Genomic DNA, 13,429 nt, shown 5'->3' with positions numbered 1-13,429 from the left:
TATGCCCACGGCCCTGCTGCTGGAGAACGTCCACCCTGTCGCCGAGCAGGTGCTCGCGACCGCGGGCTGGCAGGTGCGCACCGTCCCCCGTGCCCTCGACGAGGTCGAGCTCGCCGCCGCCCTGGACGGCGTCGAGCTCCTGGGCATCCGGTCCAAGACCCAGGTCCCTGCGACGGTCATCGAGAAGGCGCCCCAGCTCGTGGCGCTCGGCGCCTTCTGCATCGGGACCAACCAGATCGACCTGCGCGCTGCGGCCGCGAACGGCACCGCGGTGTTCAACGCCCCGTTCAGCAACACCCGCAGCGTCGTCGAGATGGCGATCGCCGAGATCATCGCGTTGACCCGTCGGCTCACCCAGAAGGACCGGGCCCTGCACGACGGGATCTGGGACAAGTCGGCCAACGGCGCCCACGAGGTCCGTGGCCGGACCCTGGGGATCGTCGGGTACGGCAACATCGGCAGCCAGCTGTCCGTCGTCGCCGAGGCGCTCGGGATGCGGGTGCTGTTCTACGACACGGCCGACAAGCTGGCCCTGGGCAACGCACGGCGGTGCGCGACGCTCGACGAGCTGCTCGCCGAGGCGGACGTCGTGACCCTGCACGTCGACGGCCGTCCTGGGAACGCGGGGATGTTCGGCGACGCGCAGCTGCGCCGGATGCGGCCGGGCTCCATCCTCATCAACCTCTCCCGCGGGTTCGTCGTCGACCACGAGGCGCTGCGCGAGCACGTCCTGAGCGGTCACCTCTCCGGCGTCGCCGTCGACGTCTTCCCCACGGAGCCGAAGGCCCAGGGCGAGCCGTTCGACTCCATCCTGCGGGGCCTGCCCAACGTCATCCTCACCCCGCACATCGGTGGGTCCACCGAGGAGGCCCAGGAGCACATCGGCATGTTCGTCGCGTCCAAGCTGCGGGACTACTGCGCCACGGGGACGACGACGCTCAGCGTCAACCTGCCGACCCTGGACCTGCCGCACCGGCCGGAGAACCACCGGCTCGCGCACCTGCACCACAACATCCCCGGCGTCCTGGCCCGGGTCAACGGGGTGCTGGCCGACCACGGCGTCAACGTCGAGGGCCAGCTGCTCGCCACCCGAGGTGACCTCGGGTACGTGCTCACCGACGTCGACCTCGCCTACGCCCCGGACGTCGTCGCCGAGCTCGCCGCGCTCGAGGAGACCGTCCGGCTGCGGGTCCTGTCCTGACCGGGCCGACGGTGACCTCTGGTCCCGGGGGTCGCTGCGACCCAGCGGATCTCGAGAACCGGCTGCGCGCCGTCGTCGGCCGACCCAACGTGCTGACCGACCGGGACGTCACCGTCTCCTACGAGACCGACTGGACCCGCCGGTTCTCCGGCCACGCCCGCTGCGTCGTGCGGCCCGGCACCACCGAGGAGGTCGCCGAGGTCCTGCGCGCCTGCAGCGCCGCCGGCGTGCCGGTCGTCGTCCAGGGCGGTAACACCGGGCTCGTCGGAGGCGGCGTCCCGGCCGGCGGTGAGGCGCTGCTCAGCACCACCCGGCTGCGTGCCCTCGGCGACGTCGACCCGGTCGCCGCCCAGGTCACCGTGGGGGCCGGGGTGACGCTGGCCGCCCTGCAGCGGCACGTCCGCCCGCACGGCCTCGACCTCGGGGTCGACCTCGCCGCCCGCGACTCGGCCACCGTCGGTGGCCTGGTCGCCACCAACGCCGGCGGGGAGAAGGTGATCCGGCACGGGAGCATGCGCGCCCAGGTCGTCGGTCTGCAGGCGGTGCTCGCCGACGGCACCGTGCTGACCCGGCTCACCGGGCTGCCCAAGGACAACACCGGCTACGACCTCGTCTCGTTACTCGCCGGCAGCGAGGGGACGCTCGCCGTCATCACCGCCGTCCGGGTGCGGCTCGTCCCGGTGCTCGCGGCCCGCACCGCCGCCCTGCTCGCCCTCGACGGCACCGCCACGGCGCTCGCGGCGCTCGCCGTCCTGCGCGAGCAGCTGCCGGCGATCGAGGGCGCCGAGCTGTTCCTCGCCACCGGGCTCGACGTCGTCCGCCGGCACACCGGCCTGCCGGCCCCGCTCCCGGGCGAGCACCCCGCCTACCTGCTCGTCGAGGTCGCGGGGCGCACCGACCCCACCGGCGAGCTGCTCGTCGCGCTCGAGGAGGTCAGCGGACTGGACGGCGTCCGGGACGTCGTCCTGGCCAGCGACGGGCCCGGCCGTGAGCGGCTGTGGCGCTACCGTGAGGCGCACACCGAGGCCGTCAGCGCCGAAGGGGTGCCGGTCAAGCTCGACGTCGCCGTCCCGGTCGGCCGGCTCGCGGACGTCGTCGCGGTTCTGCCGGACGTCGTCACCGCTGCCGCTCCCGGCGCGCGCACCGTGGTCTTCGGGCACCTCGGCGAGGGCAACCTGCACGTCAACGTCCTCGGCGTCGCCGGTGACCCGGTCGCCGAGCACGCGGTCGAGGAGGCCGTCCTGCGCGCGGTGGCCGCCGAGGGCGGGTCGATCAGCGCCGAGCACGGGGTCGGCCGGGCCAAGGTCGAGTGGCTGTCGCTCACCCGCTCCGACGCCGAGATCGCCGTGATGCGGGCGGTCAAGGGCGCCCTCGACCCGGCCGGTCTGCTGAACCCTGGTGTGCTCCTGCCGCGCTGAGCCGACGTGGGGTGCTCCAGGCCGAGGCACGGTCCCCGTGCCACCGCGCCGGATCACCGTCAGAATGGCCGTCATGACCTCACTGCAGACGGACACCAACGCTGCCCCGTCGTTCGTCGAGCCGCCCTCCCCCGAGTCGCTGCGGCGGGTGCTGGACGGACGGTGGGCCGATGTGCGCGCCGAGGCCCGTGACCTGATGCGGAGCACCACCCGGCCGTCGGCCGTGGGACTCGGCACGCAGGAGCACCGCGACCAGGTGCTGCGGGAGCTGCACGCGCTGAGGGACAGCGGCCTGCACCGTCGCGGGTTCTCCAGGGACTACGGCGGGCTCGACGACATCGGGGGTAGCGTCACTTCCTTCGAGATGCTGGGCTACGGGGACCTGTCCTTGTCCGTCAAGGCGGGTGTGCAGTGGGGACTGTTCGGTGGGGCCGTCCAGGCACTCGGCACGAAGACCCACCATGAGCGGTACCTCCCCGCGATCATGGATCTCGACCTGCTCGGCTGCTTTGCGATGACCGAGACCGGTCACGGGTCGGACGTGCAGAACCTGCGCACGACGGCCACGTACGACCCGGACCGTCGCGAGTTCGTCGTCCACACCCCGGACCCGTCCGCCCGCAAGGACTACATCGGCAACGCCGCCCGGGACGGGCGGATGGCGGTGGTGTTCGCCCAGCTGGTGACCCAGGGACGTGGGTACGGGGTGCACGCCCTCCTCGTCCCGCTGCGCGACGACGCGGGCCGGCCGCTGCCGGGCATCACCATCACGGACTGCGGCCACAAGGCCGGACTCAACGGTGTCGACAACGGCCGGATCGTCTTCGACCAGGTCCGGGTGCCGCGCGAGGCACTGCTGGACCGCTTCGCCTCCGTCGCTGAGGACGGCAGCTACTCCAGCCCCATCGAGAGTGAGTCACGCCGGTTCTTCACCATGCTCGGCACGCTGGTCCGCGGCCGGGTCAGCGTCTCCGGCAGTGCGCTCGCCGCCACCCAGGTCGCCCTGACCATCGCCGTCCGCTACGCCGAGCAGCGCCGCCAGTTCGCCGACCCGGACACCGGCGGTGAGGTGCCGCTGCTCGACTACCTGACCCATCAGCGCCGGCTGCTACCAGCCCTCGCGCGGTCCTACGCCCTGCACTTCGCCCAGTCCGAGCTCGTCGCGACCCTCCACGAGGTCCAGTCCGCCGAGCACCCGGACGACGCGCGTCAGCGAGAGCTGGAGTCCCGGGCCGCAGGACTCAAGGCGGCCGCCACCTGGCACGCCACCCGGACGATCCAGACCTGCCGCGAGGCCTGCGGCGGAGCCGGGTACCTGTCAGTGAACCAGCTGCCCGCTCTCAAGGCCGACACGGACGTCTTCACGACGTTCGAGGGCGACAACACCGTTCTGCTGCAGCTCGTCGCGAAGGGCCTGCTGACGAGCTACCGGGACCACTTCGGCGACCTCGACGTCCTGGGCACCGCCCGGTTCGTCGCGGACCAGTTCGTCGGCACGGTGATCGAGCGGACCGCCGCTCGCGCGCTGCTGCAGCGGCTCGCCGGGGCGCGCCGGGGCCCCGACGCCGACCTGCGCGACCGGGCGTGGCACGTGCAGCTGTTCGAGGACCGGGAGAAGCACGTCCTGGACTCCCTGGCCCGGCGACTGCGGGCCGCTGGACAGGACGGGGTCAGCGCGTTCGAGGTGTTCACCGCCGCGCAGGACCACGTGCTGCGCGCAGCACGGGCGCACGTCGAGCGGGTCGTCCTGGAGGCCTTCGTCGCCGCCGTGGACGCCTGCGACGACCCCCGAACCGCAGCCCTGCTCGACCGGGTCTGCGACCTGTACGTGCTGAGCAACGTCGAGGAGGACCTCGACTGGTTCACCGCTCACGGCCGGCTCACGCCGGCGCGCGCCAAGGCGGTCACCCGGGCGGTCAACGACCTGTGCCGCGAGCTTCGGCCGCACGCGCGGCTGCTCGTCGACGGCTTCGGCATCCCGGAGGAGTCGATCACCGCGGAGATGCTGCGGCCGGTCTGACCCTGGGCAGTCCAGGCTCAGTCCAGTCGGACGCCCCAGCGGGCCGTGGCGGCGGCGCCCGGCTCCAGCCGGACGACGTCCTGGCCGCTGCGGAACGCGTCGGGCGGACACGTCATCGGCTCGGCGCCCAGCCCGTGCCGGGCCCGGCCAGGGGCGAGGGTGTCCCCGGTGAACACCTCCAGGTAGCGGTACGACCCGTCCACCCACAGCGACGCCGTCCGCCCGTCCGGGCCGGTCAGCCGCACCCACGCCCGCCCCGCGTCGTCCCGGACGAGGTCACCGAAGGCGTAGTCGACGGCCAGACCGCCGAGCCGCCGCGGGCTGCGGAAGTCGTACGGGGTGCCCTCGACCGGGACGACGCCGGTCGGCAGCTGCCGACCGGCGTCGGTGTCCACCCGGGTGGTGGCGGTGACCTGCACGTCGCAGTCGTCGACGAGCCCGTCGCCGGGGGACAGGTACGGGTGGTGCCCGGTCCCGTAGGGGGCGGGCCGGTCCCCGGTGTTCACCGCCGTGGTCGTCACGGCCAGCCCCTCGTCGTCCAGCTCGTAGCGGACGGTCACGTCCAGGGAGAACGGGTACCCCTGCTGGGGGACGACGCGGGCGGCCAGGACCACCGAGGCGTCGGCGCGCTCCCGCACCCGGAAGGGGACCCAGCGCAGCAGGCCGTGGATCGCGTTGCGCTTGTCCGGCTCGGTCAGTGCGAGGTGGTGCTCCTCGCCGTCGAAGGTGTAGACGCCGTCGCCGAGGCGGTTGGGCCAGGGCACCAGCGTCGCCCCGTGAGCGCCGTCCGCCATCGCGTGGACGTCGTACGGGTCGAGCACCCGGCGTCCGTCACGCTCGTAGGCACGGACGCCACCGCCGACCTCGACGACCGTGACCTGCTGGTCACCGTGGCGCAGCTCGATCTGCTCACCGGACGGCGGGACTCTCATGCGTTCTCCTCCACTCTCCAACCCAACCCCCTTCCAGATCGGCCGACCCTCCCCTGTTCGTGATCATGCAATCCCGCCACCCTGCTGCCCCTGCCGGCCGCCCGCCCCCGTTGGTGATCATGCAATCCCGCCACCCTGCTGCCCCTGCCGGCCGCCCGCCCCCGTTGGTGATCATGCGATCCCGCCACCCTGCTGCCCCCACAGAATGCTGGCTCGGGCACAAGTTCTGCGGCGTGTCGCGCCCACAATCCAGCACTTTGCGGGCGGGCAGCAGGAGCGGGGTGGCGGGATTGCATGATCACGGAGAGACCAGGGTGGCGGGATTGCATGATCACGAAGACCTTGACTCGTTGGCCGAGGTCAGGCGGCGGTGGTGGTGGTGCCGGCGGTGGCGGCGGTGGCGGCGATGCGCACAGGACGGCGCAGCGCGCTGCGACCGGCCTGCCACGCGGCCAGGGTCGCGGCCCCGGCGAGCTCGTCGAGCCCGAGGCAGACCGCGGCCCCGAATAGGACGTCGCGGGCGAGTGCCGGCTCCGCCGCGACGAGCGAGCCGCACAGGTCGTGCGCGGCCAGCTGCTCGTGCACGGCGTCCGCCTCGACGTGCTCGGTGAAGAACTCCGCCGCCTTCGGCGGGAGCCCGAGCCGCTCCATCCCGGCCGCGTAGCGCTTGCACGGCAGTGACGACGTCATCTCGTACGCGGCCAGGTGACCGAGGTTGGCGCCGCGCCAACGACGGTGCAGCCCGAACAGGTGCATGGCGTTGACCGTCGCGAGCGTGCGGGCCGGGACGAGGTCGACGTACGCCCCGTAGGCGTCGTCCAGCCCGACGGCCCGCATCGTCGCGGCGAACAGCTCGGAGTGCATCCTCCCGGGCCGGCCCTCGCCGTACTCGTCGAACTGGATCTCCACGAGGGCGGACTTGGCGGCTCCGTGCAGCCGGGGGATGGACCAGGTGTGCGGGTCGGCCTCCTTGAGCTGGTACGCCGAGCGGAGCACGCACATCTCGCGAACCTGCCCGACGGTCGCCTCGCGGGCGACGAATCCGGCCACCGACGGTCCGCCGCCGGAGGAGGTCATCGCGAACAGCTCGGCGGGCACGTCCCCGGGCTCGACGGTCCGGTCACGGACCTGCCCGAACCGCTGCAGCAGCTCCCGCTCGACGGCGCTCTCCAGGACCCCGCGAGCGGCGATCAGCGACGGCGACCACTCCCACGCGTCGTCGACCCCGGCCAGCCCGCGGTAGGACAGCTCGTACAGCAGCGTCAGCCCGAGCTGGACGTCGTCGTCGGAGAGCACGCCGTCCCTCGCCGTGGCGCGGCCGACGGCGGCGTCGGCCGCCTCGGACAGCGCGGCGGCCTCGTGAGGGCGCTCACCGAGGATGTCGACCAGCGGGGCCGTGAACGGTCCGCGGGCAGAGGGGATCCGCATGCCCGTATCGTCGCCCGCCGCGGGGCCGCTCGCCTCCCGAGCGGTCACACCCCGCCGACCGGCGTCTGGCGTCCGCGGGGGTCGCCGAGCTCACCGACCGTGATCCGCCGCTCGACGACGTCGCGGGCGACGTCGACGAGGCGACGCCCCGTGGCCCGGGCGTGCCCGCGCAGCAGCGCGAACGCTGCGTCGACACCGACGCCGGTGCTGGCGCCGACCACCCCCTTGGCCTGCTCGATGACGACCCGGGAGTCCAGCGCGGTCTGCAGCTGGCGCACCGTCTCGCTGTGGCTGCGGACGGTCTCGGCCTGGGCGATGGCCAGCGACGCCATGTCGGCGAGCACGACCGCCCGGCGAACGGCGTCCGGCTCGAACGGGCCCACCCGGTGACGGAAGACGTTGAGCGACCCGATCACCCTGCCCCGCAGACGCAGCGGGACGGCGAGCACCGACTCGATCCCCTGAGCAGTGGCCACCCGGGCGAACCCGGGCCAGCGTCGGAGCAGCTCCTGCGGGCCGTCGGCCGTCACCGTGGCCTCGTCCTGGACCGCCGCGATGCACGGACCGTCACCCTGACGGACCTGGAAGGTCTCGACGGTCTCGGTCTCCTCGGACGTCGCCGCCAGCAGGCGCAGCCGGTCGTGGGCGTCGAGCAGAAGGACGCCGGCGCTGTCCGCGTCGACGACCTCGAGGCAGTGCTGGGCGACCCGGGTCGCGATCTCCACGACGTCGAAGTCCGCAACCAAAGTGTCCGCGAGCTCGGCCACTGCACGGCCGAGCCGACCGTCCTGCTGCTGCACCACGGCGAGGACTGTAGTGCGCTCGGGTTCGCCAGCCGCCGCCGTGGGTACTGGGCCTGCATGGGTGACACGAAGCAGACGACCATCACCGCCTACCCCGACGGTCCGCTCATCGTCCGCGGCGCGGTGGAGCTGCTCGACGAGTACGGCGAACCGGTCCCGCAGCGACGCCGGGTGATGGCCCTGTGCCGCTGCGGGCGCTCCACCATCGCCCCCTTCTGCGACGGGACCCACAAGGTCGGACGGCGTCCGAGGGCTGCCGGCGCCGGGGCCTGACCGGTTGCGGAGGGCGTCGGCCGGTGGTCGACTGGCGAAGCGGTGGTCCAGCAGCAGTCGCCACCACGCCCCTGCCGGAGAGCCCACCGGGTGCACCGAGGAGACCTGCCGGATGACCGCCGACCTGACGACCGCCGAGCCGGCCGGTGCCGCCGAGCCCGCCTCTGCGGTCGCTGACGCCGTGGCCCCGGCGGGGCGGGACGGCGTCGCCGAGGCGCTGCTCCGTCGTGCCCAGGCGGCCTCGCCCACCGAGCGCGGCCGCCTGCTCGACGAGGTCGTGCTCCTCAACATGCCCCTTGCCCGCAGCCTCGCGGCCCGCTACCGGGACCGCGGTGAGCCGCTCGACGACCTCGTCCAGGTCGCCTGCCTGGCGCTGGTCAAGGCGGCCCACGGCTACTGTCCCGGGCGGGGGCGCGGCTTCGTCGCCTACGCGGTGCCGACGATCACCGGCGAGCTGCGCCGACACTTCCGCGACCGTGGGTGGCAGGTCCGCCCGCCGCGACGGCTGCAGGAGCTGCGGCTGGCCCTCGAGGCGGCTGCTCACGACCTCAGCCAGGACCTCGGGCGGGCGCCGACCGTCGCCGAGCTGGCCGCCCAGCTCGACGTCCCGCAGGATGACGTCGTGGAGACGCTCGCCGCGGCGCAGGGCTACTCGGCGACGTCGCTGGACGCCCCGGCGGACGGACCCGACGGGACGCCGCTCGGGGAGACCCTCGGCGCCGAGGACGCCGAGCTGGACCGGGTCCTCGACACGCTGGTGGTCACGCCCATGCTCGCCAGTCTGCCGCCGCGGGACCGCCGCATCCTCGCGCTGCGGTTCTTCAGCGGCTGGACCCAGAGCCAGATCGCCGAGGACATCGGCGTCACCCAGATGCAGGTGTCCCGGCTGCTGGCCAAGGCCCTGCGCCGGCTGCGCGAGCAGGCTCCCGTCGAGGCCGCCTGACGCAGCCGGCCGGCACGTTACGGCCACGTAGGTTACGCTCCCGTCGGTGGAGCTCGTCTACCCCCCGGTCATCCGCGCCGCGCTCGGCGCCTTCCGTCTGCTCGACATCCGGGTCACCCTGACCGGCACCGACCGCGTGCCCGCCGTCGGTGGCGCGGTGCTGGCCAGCAACCACGTCAGCTACCTGGACTTCATCTTCGCCGGCCTGGCCGGCTGGGACTCCCGGCACCGGCTGGTCCGGTTCATGGCCAAGGACTCGGTGTTCCGCCACCCGGTGTCCGGTCCGCTCATGCGCGGTATGCACCACATCCCGGTCGACCGGACGGCGGGAGCCGCGTCGTTCGCCGCCGCGCTGCGCTCGCTGCGCGCGGGGGAGGTGGTGGGCATCTTCCCGGAGGCGACGATCAGCCGGTCGTTCACGGTCAAGGAGATCAAGTCGGGCGCCGTCCGGCTGGCCCAGGACGCGGGCGTCCCGCTGCTGCCGGTCGCGGTCTGGGGCGGGCAGCGGATGATGACCAAGGACCACCCGCGGGACTTCTCCCGCGGCCGGTCGGTGGCGATCGCCGTCGGCGAGCCGGTCCCCGTCGAGGGGACGCTCGAGGAGGTGACCGTCCTGCTGCGCCAGCGGATGCAGGCTCTGCTGGACGACGTCCAGCGCACCCACCCGGACACGGTCGCCGACCCGGGGCTGGACGCCTGGTGGCTGCCGCAGCACCTGGGCGGGACGGCTCCGACGCCCGAGCGGGCGCGTGAGATGGACGCCGCCGAGGCCCGTGCGCGCGCCGCGGCCCGCCGGGCGCGGCCGGCGACGCGCTGAGCGGTCGGTGGACCGCTAGCTGCCGCTGCTCTCCGGGCCGCCCCCGGATCCCGAGGAGCGGACCTTCTCGCTCGCCGTCCGGGCCGCCTCCGTGGCCTTGTCCCTGACCACCGGGACCTGCTCCTTGGCGACCTGCTTGGCGTGCTCGACCTGCTCCTGCACCTTCGGGCTGGACCACAGGTCCTGGGCCTGCTCGCGGAGCCTCTCGTACTGCTGACGCCCGGCGCGGGTGCCGAGGAGGTAGCCGGCCGCCGCGCCGAGGCCGAAGACGAGCTTGTTCTTCACGGTGGTGCTCCAGTCGTCGGGGATCGGGACCCTGACAGCATCGGCCGACGTGGCCCAGGCCGCCACTCAGCCGGCCCGCCACTCAGCCGCCCCGTCACTCAACCGCACAGGACCCGTCAGCGCCTGGCGCCCACCGGCGGTCAGACCACCCCGTACAGGCGGTCGCCGGCGTCCCCGAGGCCGGGGACGATGTAGCCGCGCTCGTCGAGCCGCTCGTCGAGAGCGCCGGTCACGACCGTGACCGGCGCATCCGCCCCGAACGTCTCCCGCATCCTGGCGATCCCCTCCGGGGCCGCCAGCAGGCAGATCGCCGTGACGTCGTCCGCGCCCCGGTCGAACAGGAACTGGACGGCGGCCGCCAGGGTGCCGCCGGTGGCCAGCATCGGGTCGAGCACGTAGCACTGCCGGCCGGACAGGTCGTCGGGCAGCCGGGTCGCGTAGGTCGTCGCCTGGAGGGTCTCCTCGTCGCGGATCATCCCGAGGAACCCGACCTCCGCGGTGGGCAGCAGCCGGACCATCCCGTCGAGCATCCCCAACCCGGCACGCAGGATCGGCACGACGAGCGGCTTGGGGGACGACAGCCGGACCCCGACCGTCGGGCACACCGGGGTGGTGATGCTCGTCGGCTCGGTCCGCACGTCACGGGTGGCCTCGTACGCCAGCAGGGTGACCAGCTCGTCGGCGAGCCGCCGGAAGGTCGGGGAGTCGGTTCGCTCGTCCCGCAGGGCGGTGAGCTTGTGGTCGACGAGCGGGTGGTCGGCTACGTGCAGGCGCATGCTGCGAAACCTATCGGCGGCAGGGCACGATGTCCGCGTGTCGTACTTCACCGCAGTGATCGCCGGGGACGGGCGCGGATGGCGTGCCCGGGACGTGGACATCGAGGACGCCGGGGGGATGGACGACCTCGCGGACCTGCTCCGTGCGGCGTCGTACCGGGACGGGCCGGTGCTCGCGGTGATCGAGCACGAGGACGAGTGGTTCGCGATCGTGCGGGTCGACCCGGACGGCGATCCTCGGGTGTTCGTGTCGGACCTCGCAGCCGCGGCCCGCAGCCCCTACGCCGAGCTCTTCGCCCCGGCACTGGAGGAGGACGAGCGGGCGGCCCTGCCGACGGCGACACGGCAGGACCCCGACGAGGACGGTCCGGACGAGGACCAGGCCGATCGGCAGGAGGAGGAGCACGACCTGGACGACGACCACGAGCCGGACGTCGCCGAGCTGGTCCAGGATGCCGACCCCGGCGGCCCGGTGGCCTCCGACGTGGACCCGTGGGCCGGCGAGCCCGACCTGCTCGCGGACCTGGGCTGTGGTGGCGGTGTGCTGCGCCGGCTGGTCACCGAGGACGGGGACGACCCCGCCGCCGCGCTCGCCGAGGTCGGAGAGCTCTGCGGGTTCGGCGAGCTGCTCGACGCCCTGCGGTGACGCGGTCCCCCGCGGACGACGAGCGGCTCGTGCGCCGTGCGCTCGCCGAGGGCCGCTCGGCGCTCGCCACGGGCGACGTCCCGGTGGGCGCGCTCGTCGTGTCCTCGGAGGGGGACGTCGTGGGCCGGGGGCACAACGCCCGGGAGCGCGACGTCGACCCGACGGCCCACGCCGAGGTGCTCGCCCTGCGGGACGCCGCACGACGGCTGGGGCGCTGGCGCCTCGAGGGCTGCACGCTCGTGGTCACCCTGGAGCCGTGCACGATGTGCGCCGGCGCCGCCGTGCTGGCCCGGGTCGACCGGGTCCTGTTCGGCGCCTGGGACCCCAAGGCGGGGGCGGCCGGGTCGTTGTGGGACGTCGTCCGGGACCGCCGGCTCAACCACCGTCCCGAGGTCGTCGGCGGGGTCCTCGAGGAGGAGTGCGCCCAGGTGCTGCAGGAGTACTTCGCCGGCCACCGGGACGCCGGGGGCGGCGGCGGTCGCGGTGGTTTGGGGCGCTCGGCGGGCGCCTTGTAGCCTGTGCGGCGGTGGCGTGTCCGAGCGGCCTAAGGAGCACGCCTCGAAAGCGTGTGAGGGGGCAACTCCTCCGTGGGTTCAAATCCCACCGCCACCGCCACGGGCGGCCGACGAAACCGTCGCCGTGCCGACAATGGTCACCTGGAGCCGCTTCCGCTCTCCGTGAGAGAGCTCGGCGGCTCCACTGGCATCTGCGGGCGTTGACGAGCGGTTCCCGGCGATCTGCCGGGGCTCGTCCGGCGTCTAGGAACGAAGGGCCTCTCGATCACAGTAGTGTTGTTGCCGGTGTAGTTCTGGGTGTAGATTGGCGTGTCCAAGGGGAGGCAGGACGGAGGGCGGTATGAGCGTTGACGTCATGCTCGGCGCGCACGCCGACACGACTCGGCTCGACATCCACGAAGTCGTTCGGAGAATGAACAACCATCTGGGTGCGACGGTGGTGGCCGCGCTCGCCGGGTCTCGTGACCCCAAGGCGCCGTACCGCTGGGCAAAGCCGGACGGCCCAGTCCCGCGGGACGACGCGCAGGACCGGTTGCGAGTCGCTCACCGGGTTTGGACCGCACTCGCCGACGCCGAGAGCGAGCACACTGCTCGCAACTGGTTCGTGGGGACGAACCCGTTGCTGGATGAGCGCTCGCCGGTCATGGCCCTGCGCGACGGCTTGGTGCGAGAGGTCGCCCAGGCGGCGACCGCCTTCCTTACGGGCACCTGGACCGCGTAACAGGGCCGATCTTGAATCTTGCGGTCGCCGCGGTTCCCGCGATGCTCTGGAGGGTGCACGCCCGGCGCCATGGTCCCCTGAATCCGCGCGTGCCGGAGGGCGTCCCCGACACCACCTGGGGCCGGTTCGACGTTCCCGCCCGGGCGACCGTCTACGGTGCGCACACGCGGCGGGGCGCCTTTCTGGAGACGCTCGCCTATGCCAGGCCCGACCCTGCGCTCACCGAGGACCTGGGCGACCTGTTCGACTCGACAGAACGTGTCCAGTCGGTGGCGGAGCAGTGGGCGGCTGTCGGCATCGGGCATATGCCACCAGGAACCGTCTCAACGGGGTGGCGGGAGGACAGGCAGATCAGCCCCTCAGGCAGAACCCCTCACGGTTGGACCTCTCAGACCTCACCGGCTCGGACCGGACTCTGACCTGCGCCCTGGCTCGGTGGCTCACCTGGCAGACCCTGGCCGACGGATCCGTCCCGGCCGGGATTCGCTACGTATCACGGCACGGCACCGACCTGACTGCCTATGCGCTGTGGGTCGACCTGGCCAAGTTCCCGCCGAGCACCACGGTCTCTGAGGCGGTCTCCACACGGATCACAGCCAGGACCGCCACCTTTGAAGCACGGGACCCGGACTACTGCTGGGCGGCGCAGAT

15 protein-coding genes and 1 tRNA gene are annotated in these 13,429 nt (G+C 73.3%); 11 read left to right on the top strand and 5 right to left on the bottom strand.

All coding sequences use genetic code 11. The annotated features are described in order from the left end of the window. Nucleotide 1 precedes the first annotated feature (1 nt). The 3 genes from serA to ACFP6A_RS02555 all read left to right on the top strand — a co-directional run bounded on the left by serA (nucleotide 2) and on the right by ACFP6A_RS02555 (nucleotide 4,639). Entirely contained in the window at nucleotides 2–1,201 is a 1,200-nt protein-coding gene (serA, locus tag ACFP6A_RS02565) for a phosphoglycerate dehydrogenase (protein WP_379601299.1), read from the top strand. Nucleotides 1,202–1,212: 11 nt separating this feature from the next. After that, a complete protein-coding gene (locus tag ACFP6A_RS02560) occupies nucleotides 1,213–2,619 on the top strand; it encodes an FAD-binding oxidoreductase (RefSeq protein ID WP_379601298.1) in 1,407 nt (468 codons plus the stop codon). Nucleotides 2,620–2,692: 73 nt separating this feature from the next. After that, on the top strand, nucleotides 2,693–4,639 hold the full coding sequence (locus ACFP6A_RS02555) for an acyl-CoA dehydrogenase (RefSeq protein WP_379601297.1): 1,947 nt from the start codon (nucleotides 2,693–2,695) through the stop codon (nucleotides 4,637–4,639). Nucleotides 4,640–4,656: 17 nt separating this feature from the next. Here ACFP6A_RS02555 and ACFP6A_RS02550 read toward each other — a convergent pair whose 3' ends face one another. The 3 genes from ACFP6A_RS02550 to ACFP6A_RS02540 form a co-directional block, all read right to left on the bottom strand. Then, nucleotides 4,657–5,571, bottom strand: a complete 915-nt coding sequence (locus ACFP6A_RS02550) for an aldose 1-epimerase family protein (RefSeq protein WP_379601296.1) — start codon at nucleotides 5,569–5,571, stop codon at nucleotides 4,657–4,659. Between the two features lie 360 nt (nucleotides 5,572–5,931). Next, complete coding sequence (locus ACFP6A_RS02545) at nucleotides 5,932–6,999, bottom strand: iron-containing redox enzyme family protein (protein ID WP_379601295.1); 1,068 nt, start codon at nucleotides 6,997–6,999, stop codon at nucleotides 5,932–5,934. Nucleotides 7,000–7,043: 44 nt separating this feature from the next. Then, on the bottom strand, nucleotides 7,044–7,802 hold the full coding sequence (locus ACFP6A_RS02540) for an ANTAR domain-containing protein (protein ID WP_379601293.1): 759 nt from the start codon (nucleotides 7,800–7,802) through the stop codon (nucleotides 7,044–7,046). 57 nt (nucleotides 7,803–7,859) lie between these two features. Between ACFP6A_RS02540 and ACFP6A_RS02535 the strand changes: the two genes are divergently transcribed. The 3 genes from ACFP6A_RS02535 (at nucleotide 7,860) to ACFP6A_RS02525 (ending at nucleotide 9,835) form a co-directional block, all read left to right on the top strand. After that, the gene (locus ACFP6A_RS02535; RefSeq protein WP_379601291.1) at nucleotides 7,860–8,075 is read left to right on the top strand and encodes a CDGSH iron-sulfur domain-containing protein; all 216 of its coding nucleotides are present in this window, start codon (nucleotides 7,860–7,862) and stop codon (nucleotides 8,073–8,075) included. 112 nt (nucleotides 8,076–8,187) lie between these two features. Then, on the top strand, nucleotides 8,188–9,018 hold the full coding sequence (locus ACFP6A_RS02530) for a SigB/SigF/SigG family RNA polymerase sigma factor (protein WP_379601290.1): 831 nt from the start codon (nucleotides 8,188–8,190) through the stop codon (nucleotides 9,016–9,018). A gap of 46 nt (nucleotides 9,019–9,064) precedes the next feature. Continuing rightward, nucleotides 9,065–9,835 (top strand): lysophospholipid acyltransferase family protein, encoded by a 771-nt coding sequence (locus ACFP6A_RS02525; protein WP_379601288.1) that lies wholly within the window; start codon nucleotides 9,065–9,067, stop codon nucleotides 9,833–9,835. Nucleotides 9,836–9,850: 15 nt separating this feature from the next. Here the strand turns inward: ACFP6A_RS02525 and ACFP6A_RS02520 are convergent, their stop codons facing one another. Next, on the bottom strand, nucleotides 9,851–10,120 hold the full coding sequence (locus ACFP6A_RS02520) for a YtxH domain-containing protein (protein ID WP_379601287.1): 270 nt from the start codon (nucleotides 10,118–10,120) through the stop codon (nucleotides 9,851–9,853). Nucleotides 10,121–10,260: 140 nt separating this feature from the next. Then, nucleotides 10,261–10,896 (bottom strand): uracil phosphoribosyltransferase, encoded by a 636-nt coding sequence (gene upp / locus ACFP6A_RS02515; RefSeq protein WP_379601285.1) that lies wholly within the window; start codon nucleotides 10,894–10,896, stop codon nucleotides 10,261–10,263. A gap of 37 nt (nucleotides 10,897–10,933) precedes the next feature. Here upp and ACFP6A_RS02510 point away from each other — a divergent pair, with 37 nt between their 5' ends. The 5 genes from ACFP6A_RS02510 (at nucleotide 10,934) to ACFP6A_RS02490 (ending at nucleotide 13,197) form a co-directional block, all read left to right on the top strand. Continuing rightward, nucleotides 10,934–11,542 (top strand): tRNA adenosine deaminase-associated protein, encoded by a 609-nt coding sequence (locus ACFP6A_RS02510; RefSeq protein ID WP_379601283.1) that lies wholly within the window; start codon nucleotides 10,934–10,936, stop codon nucleotides 11,540–11,542. Beyond that, complete coding sequence (gene tadA / locus ACFP6A_RS02505) at nucleotides 11,539–12,057, top strand: tRNA adenosine(34) deaminase TadA (protein ID WP_379601281.1); 519 nt, start codon at nucleotides 11,539–11,541, stop codon at nucleotides 12,055–12,057. The genes ACFP6A_RS02510 and tadA overlap by 4 nt, the downstream gene beginning before the upstream one ends. 10 nt (nucleotides 12,058–12,067) lie before the next feature. Next, a tRNA-Ser gene (locus tag ACFP6A_RS02500) sits at nucleotides 12,068–12,157 on the top strand. 240 nt (nucleotides 12,158–12,397) lie between these two features. Next, the gene (locus tag ACFP6A_RS02495; RefSeq protein WP_379601279.1) at nucleotides 12,398–12,778 is read left to right on the top strand and encodes a hypothetical protein; all 381 of its coding nucleotides are present in this window, start codon (nucleotides 12,398–12,400) and stop codon (nucleotides 12,776–12,778) included. Between the two features lie 41 nt (nucleotides 12,779–12,819). Continuing rightward, nucleotides 12,820–13,197, top strand: a complete 378-nt coding sequence (locus tag ACFP6A_RS02490) for an RES domain-containing protein (protein ID WP_379601277.1) — start codon at nucleotides 12,820–12,822, stop codon at nucleotides 13,195–13,197. Nucleotides 13,198–13,429: the final 232 nt, after the last annotated feature.

The organism is Quadrisphaera sp. GCM10027208, assembly GCF_042658805.1.
Lineage (GTDB): Bacteria > Actinomycetota > Actinomycetes > Actinomycetales > SCSIO-59966 > SCSIO-59966.
Note: the sequence above shows the minus strand (reverse complement) of the source record. Positions and strands in the feature narration are given on the sequence as shown.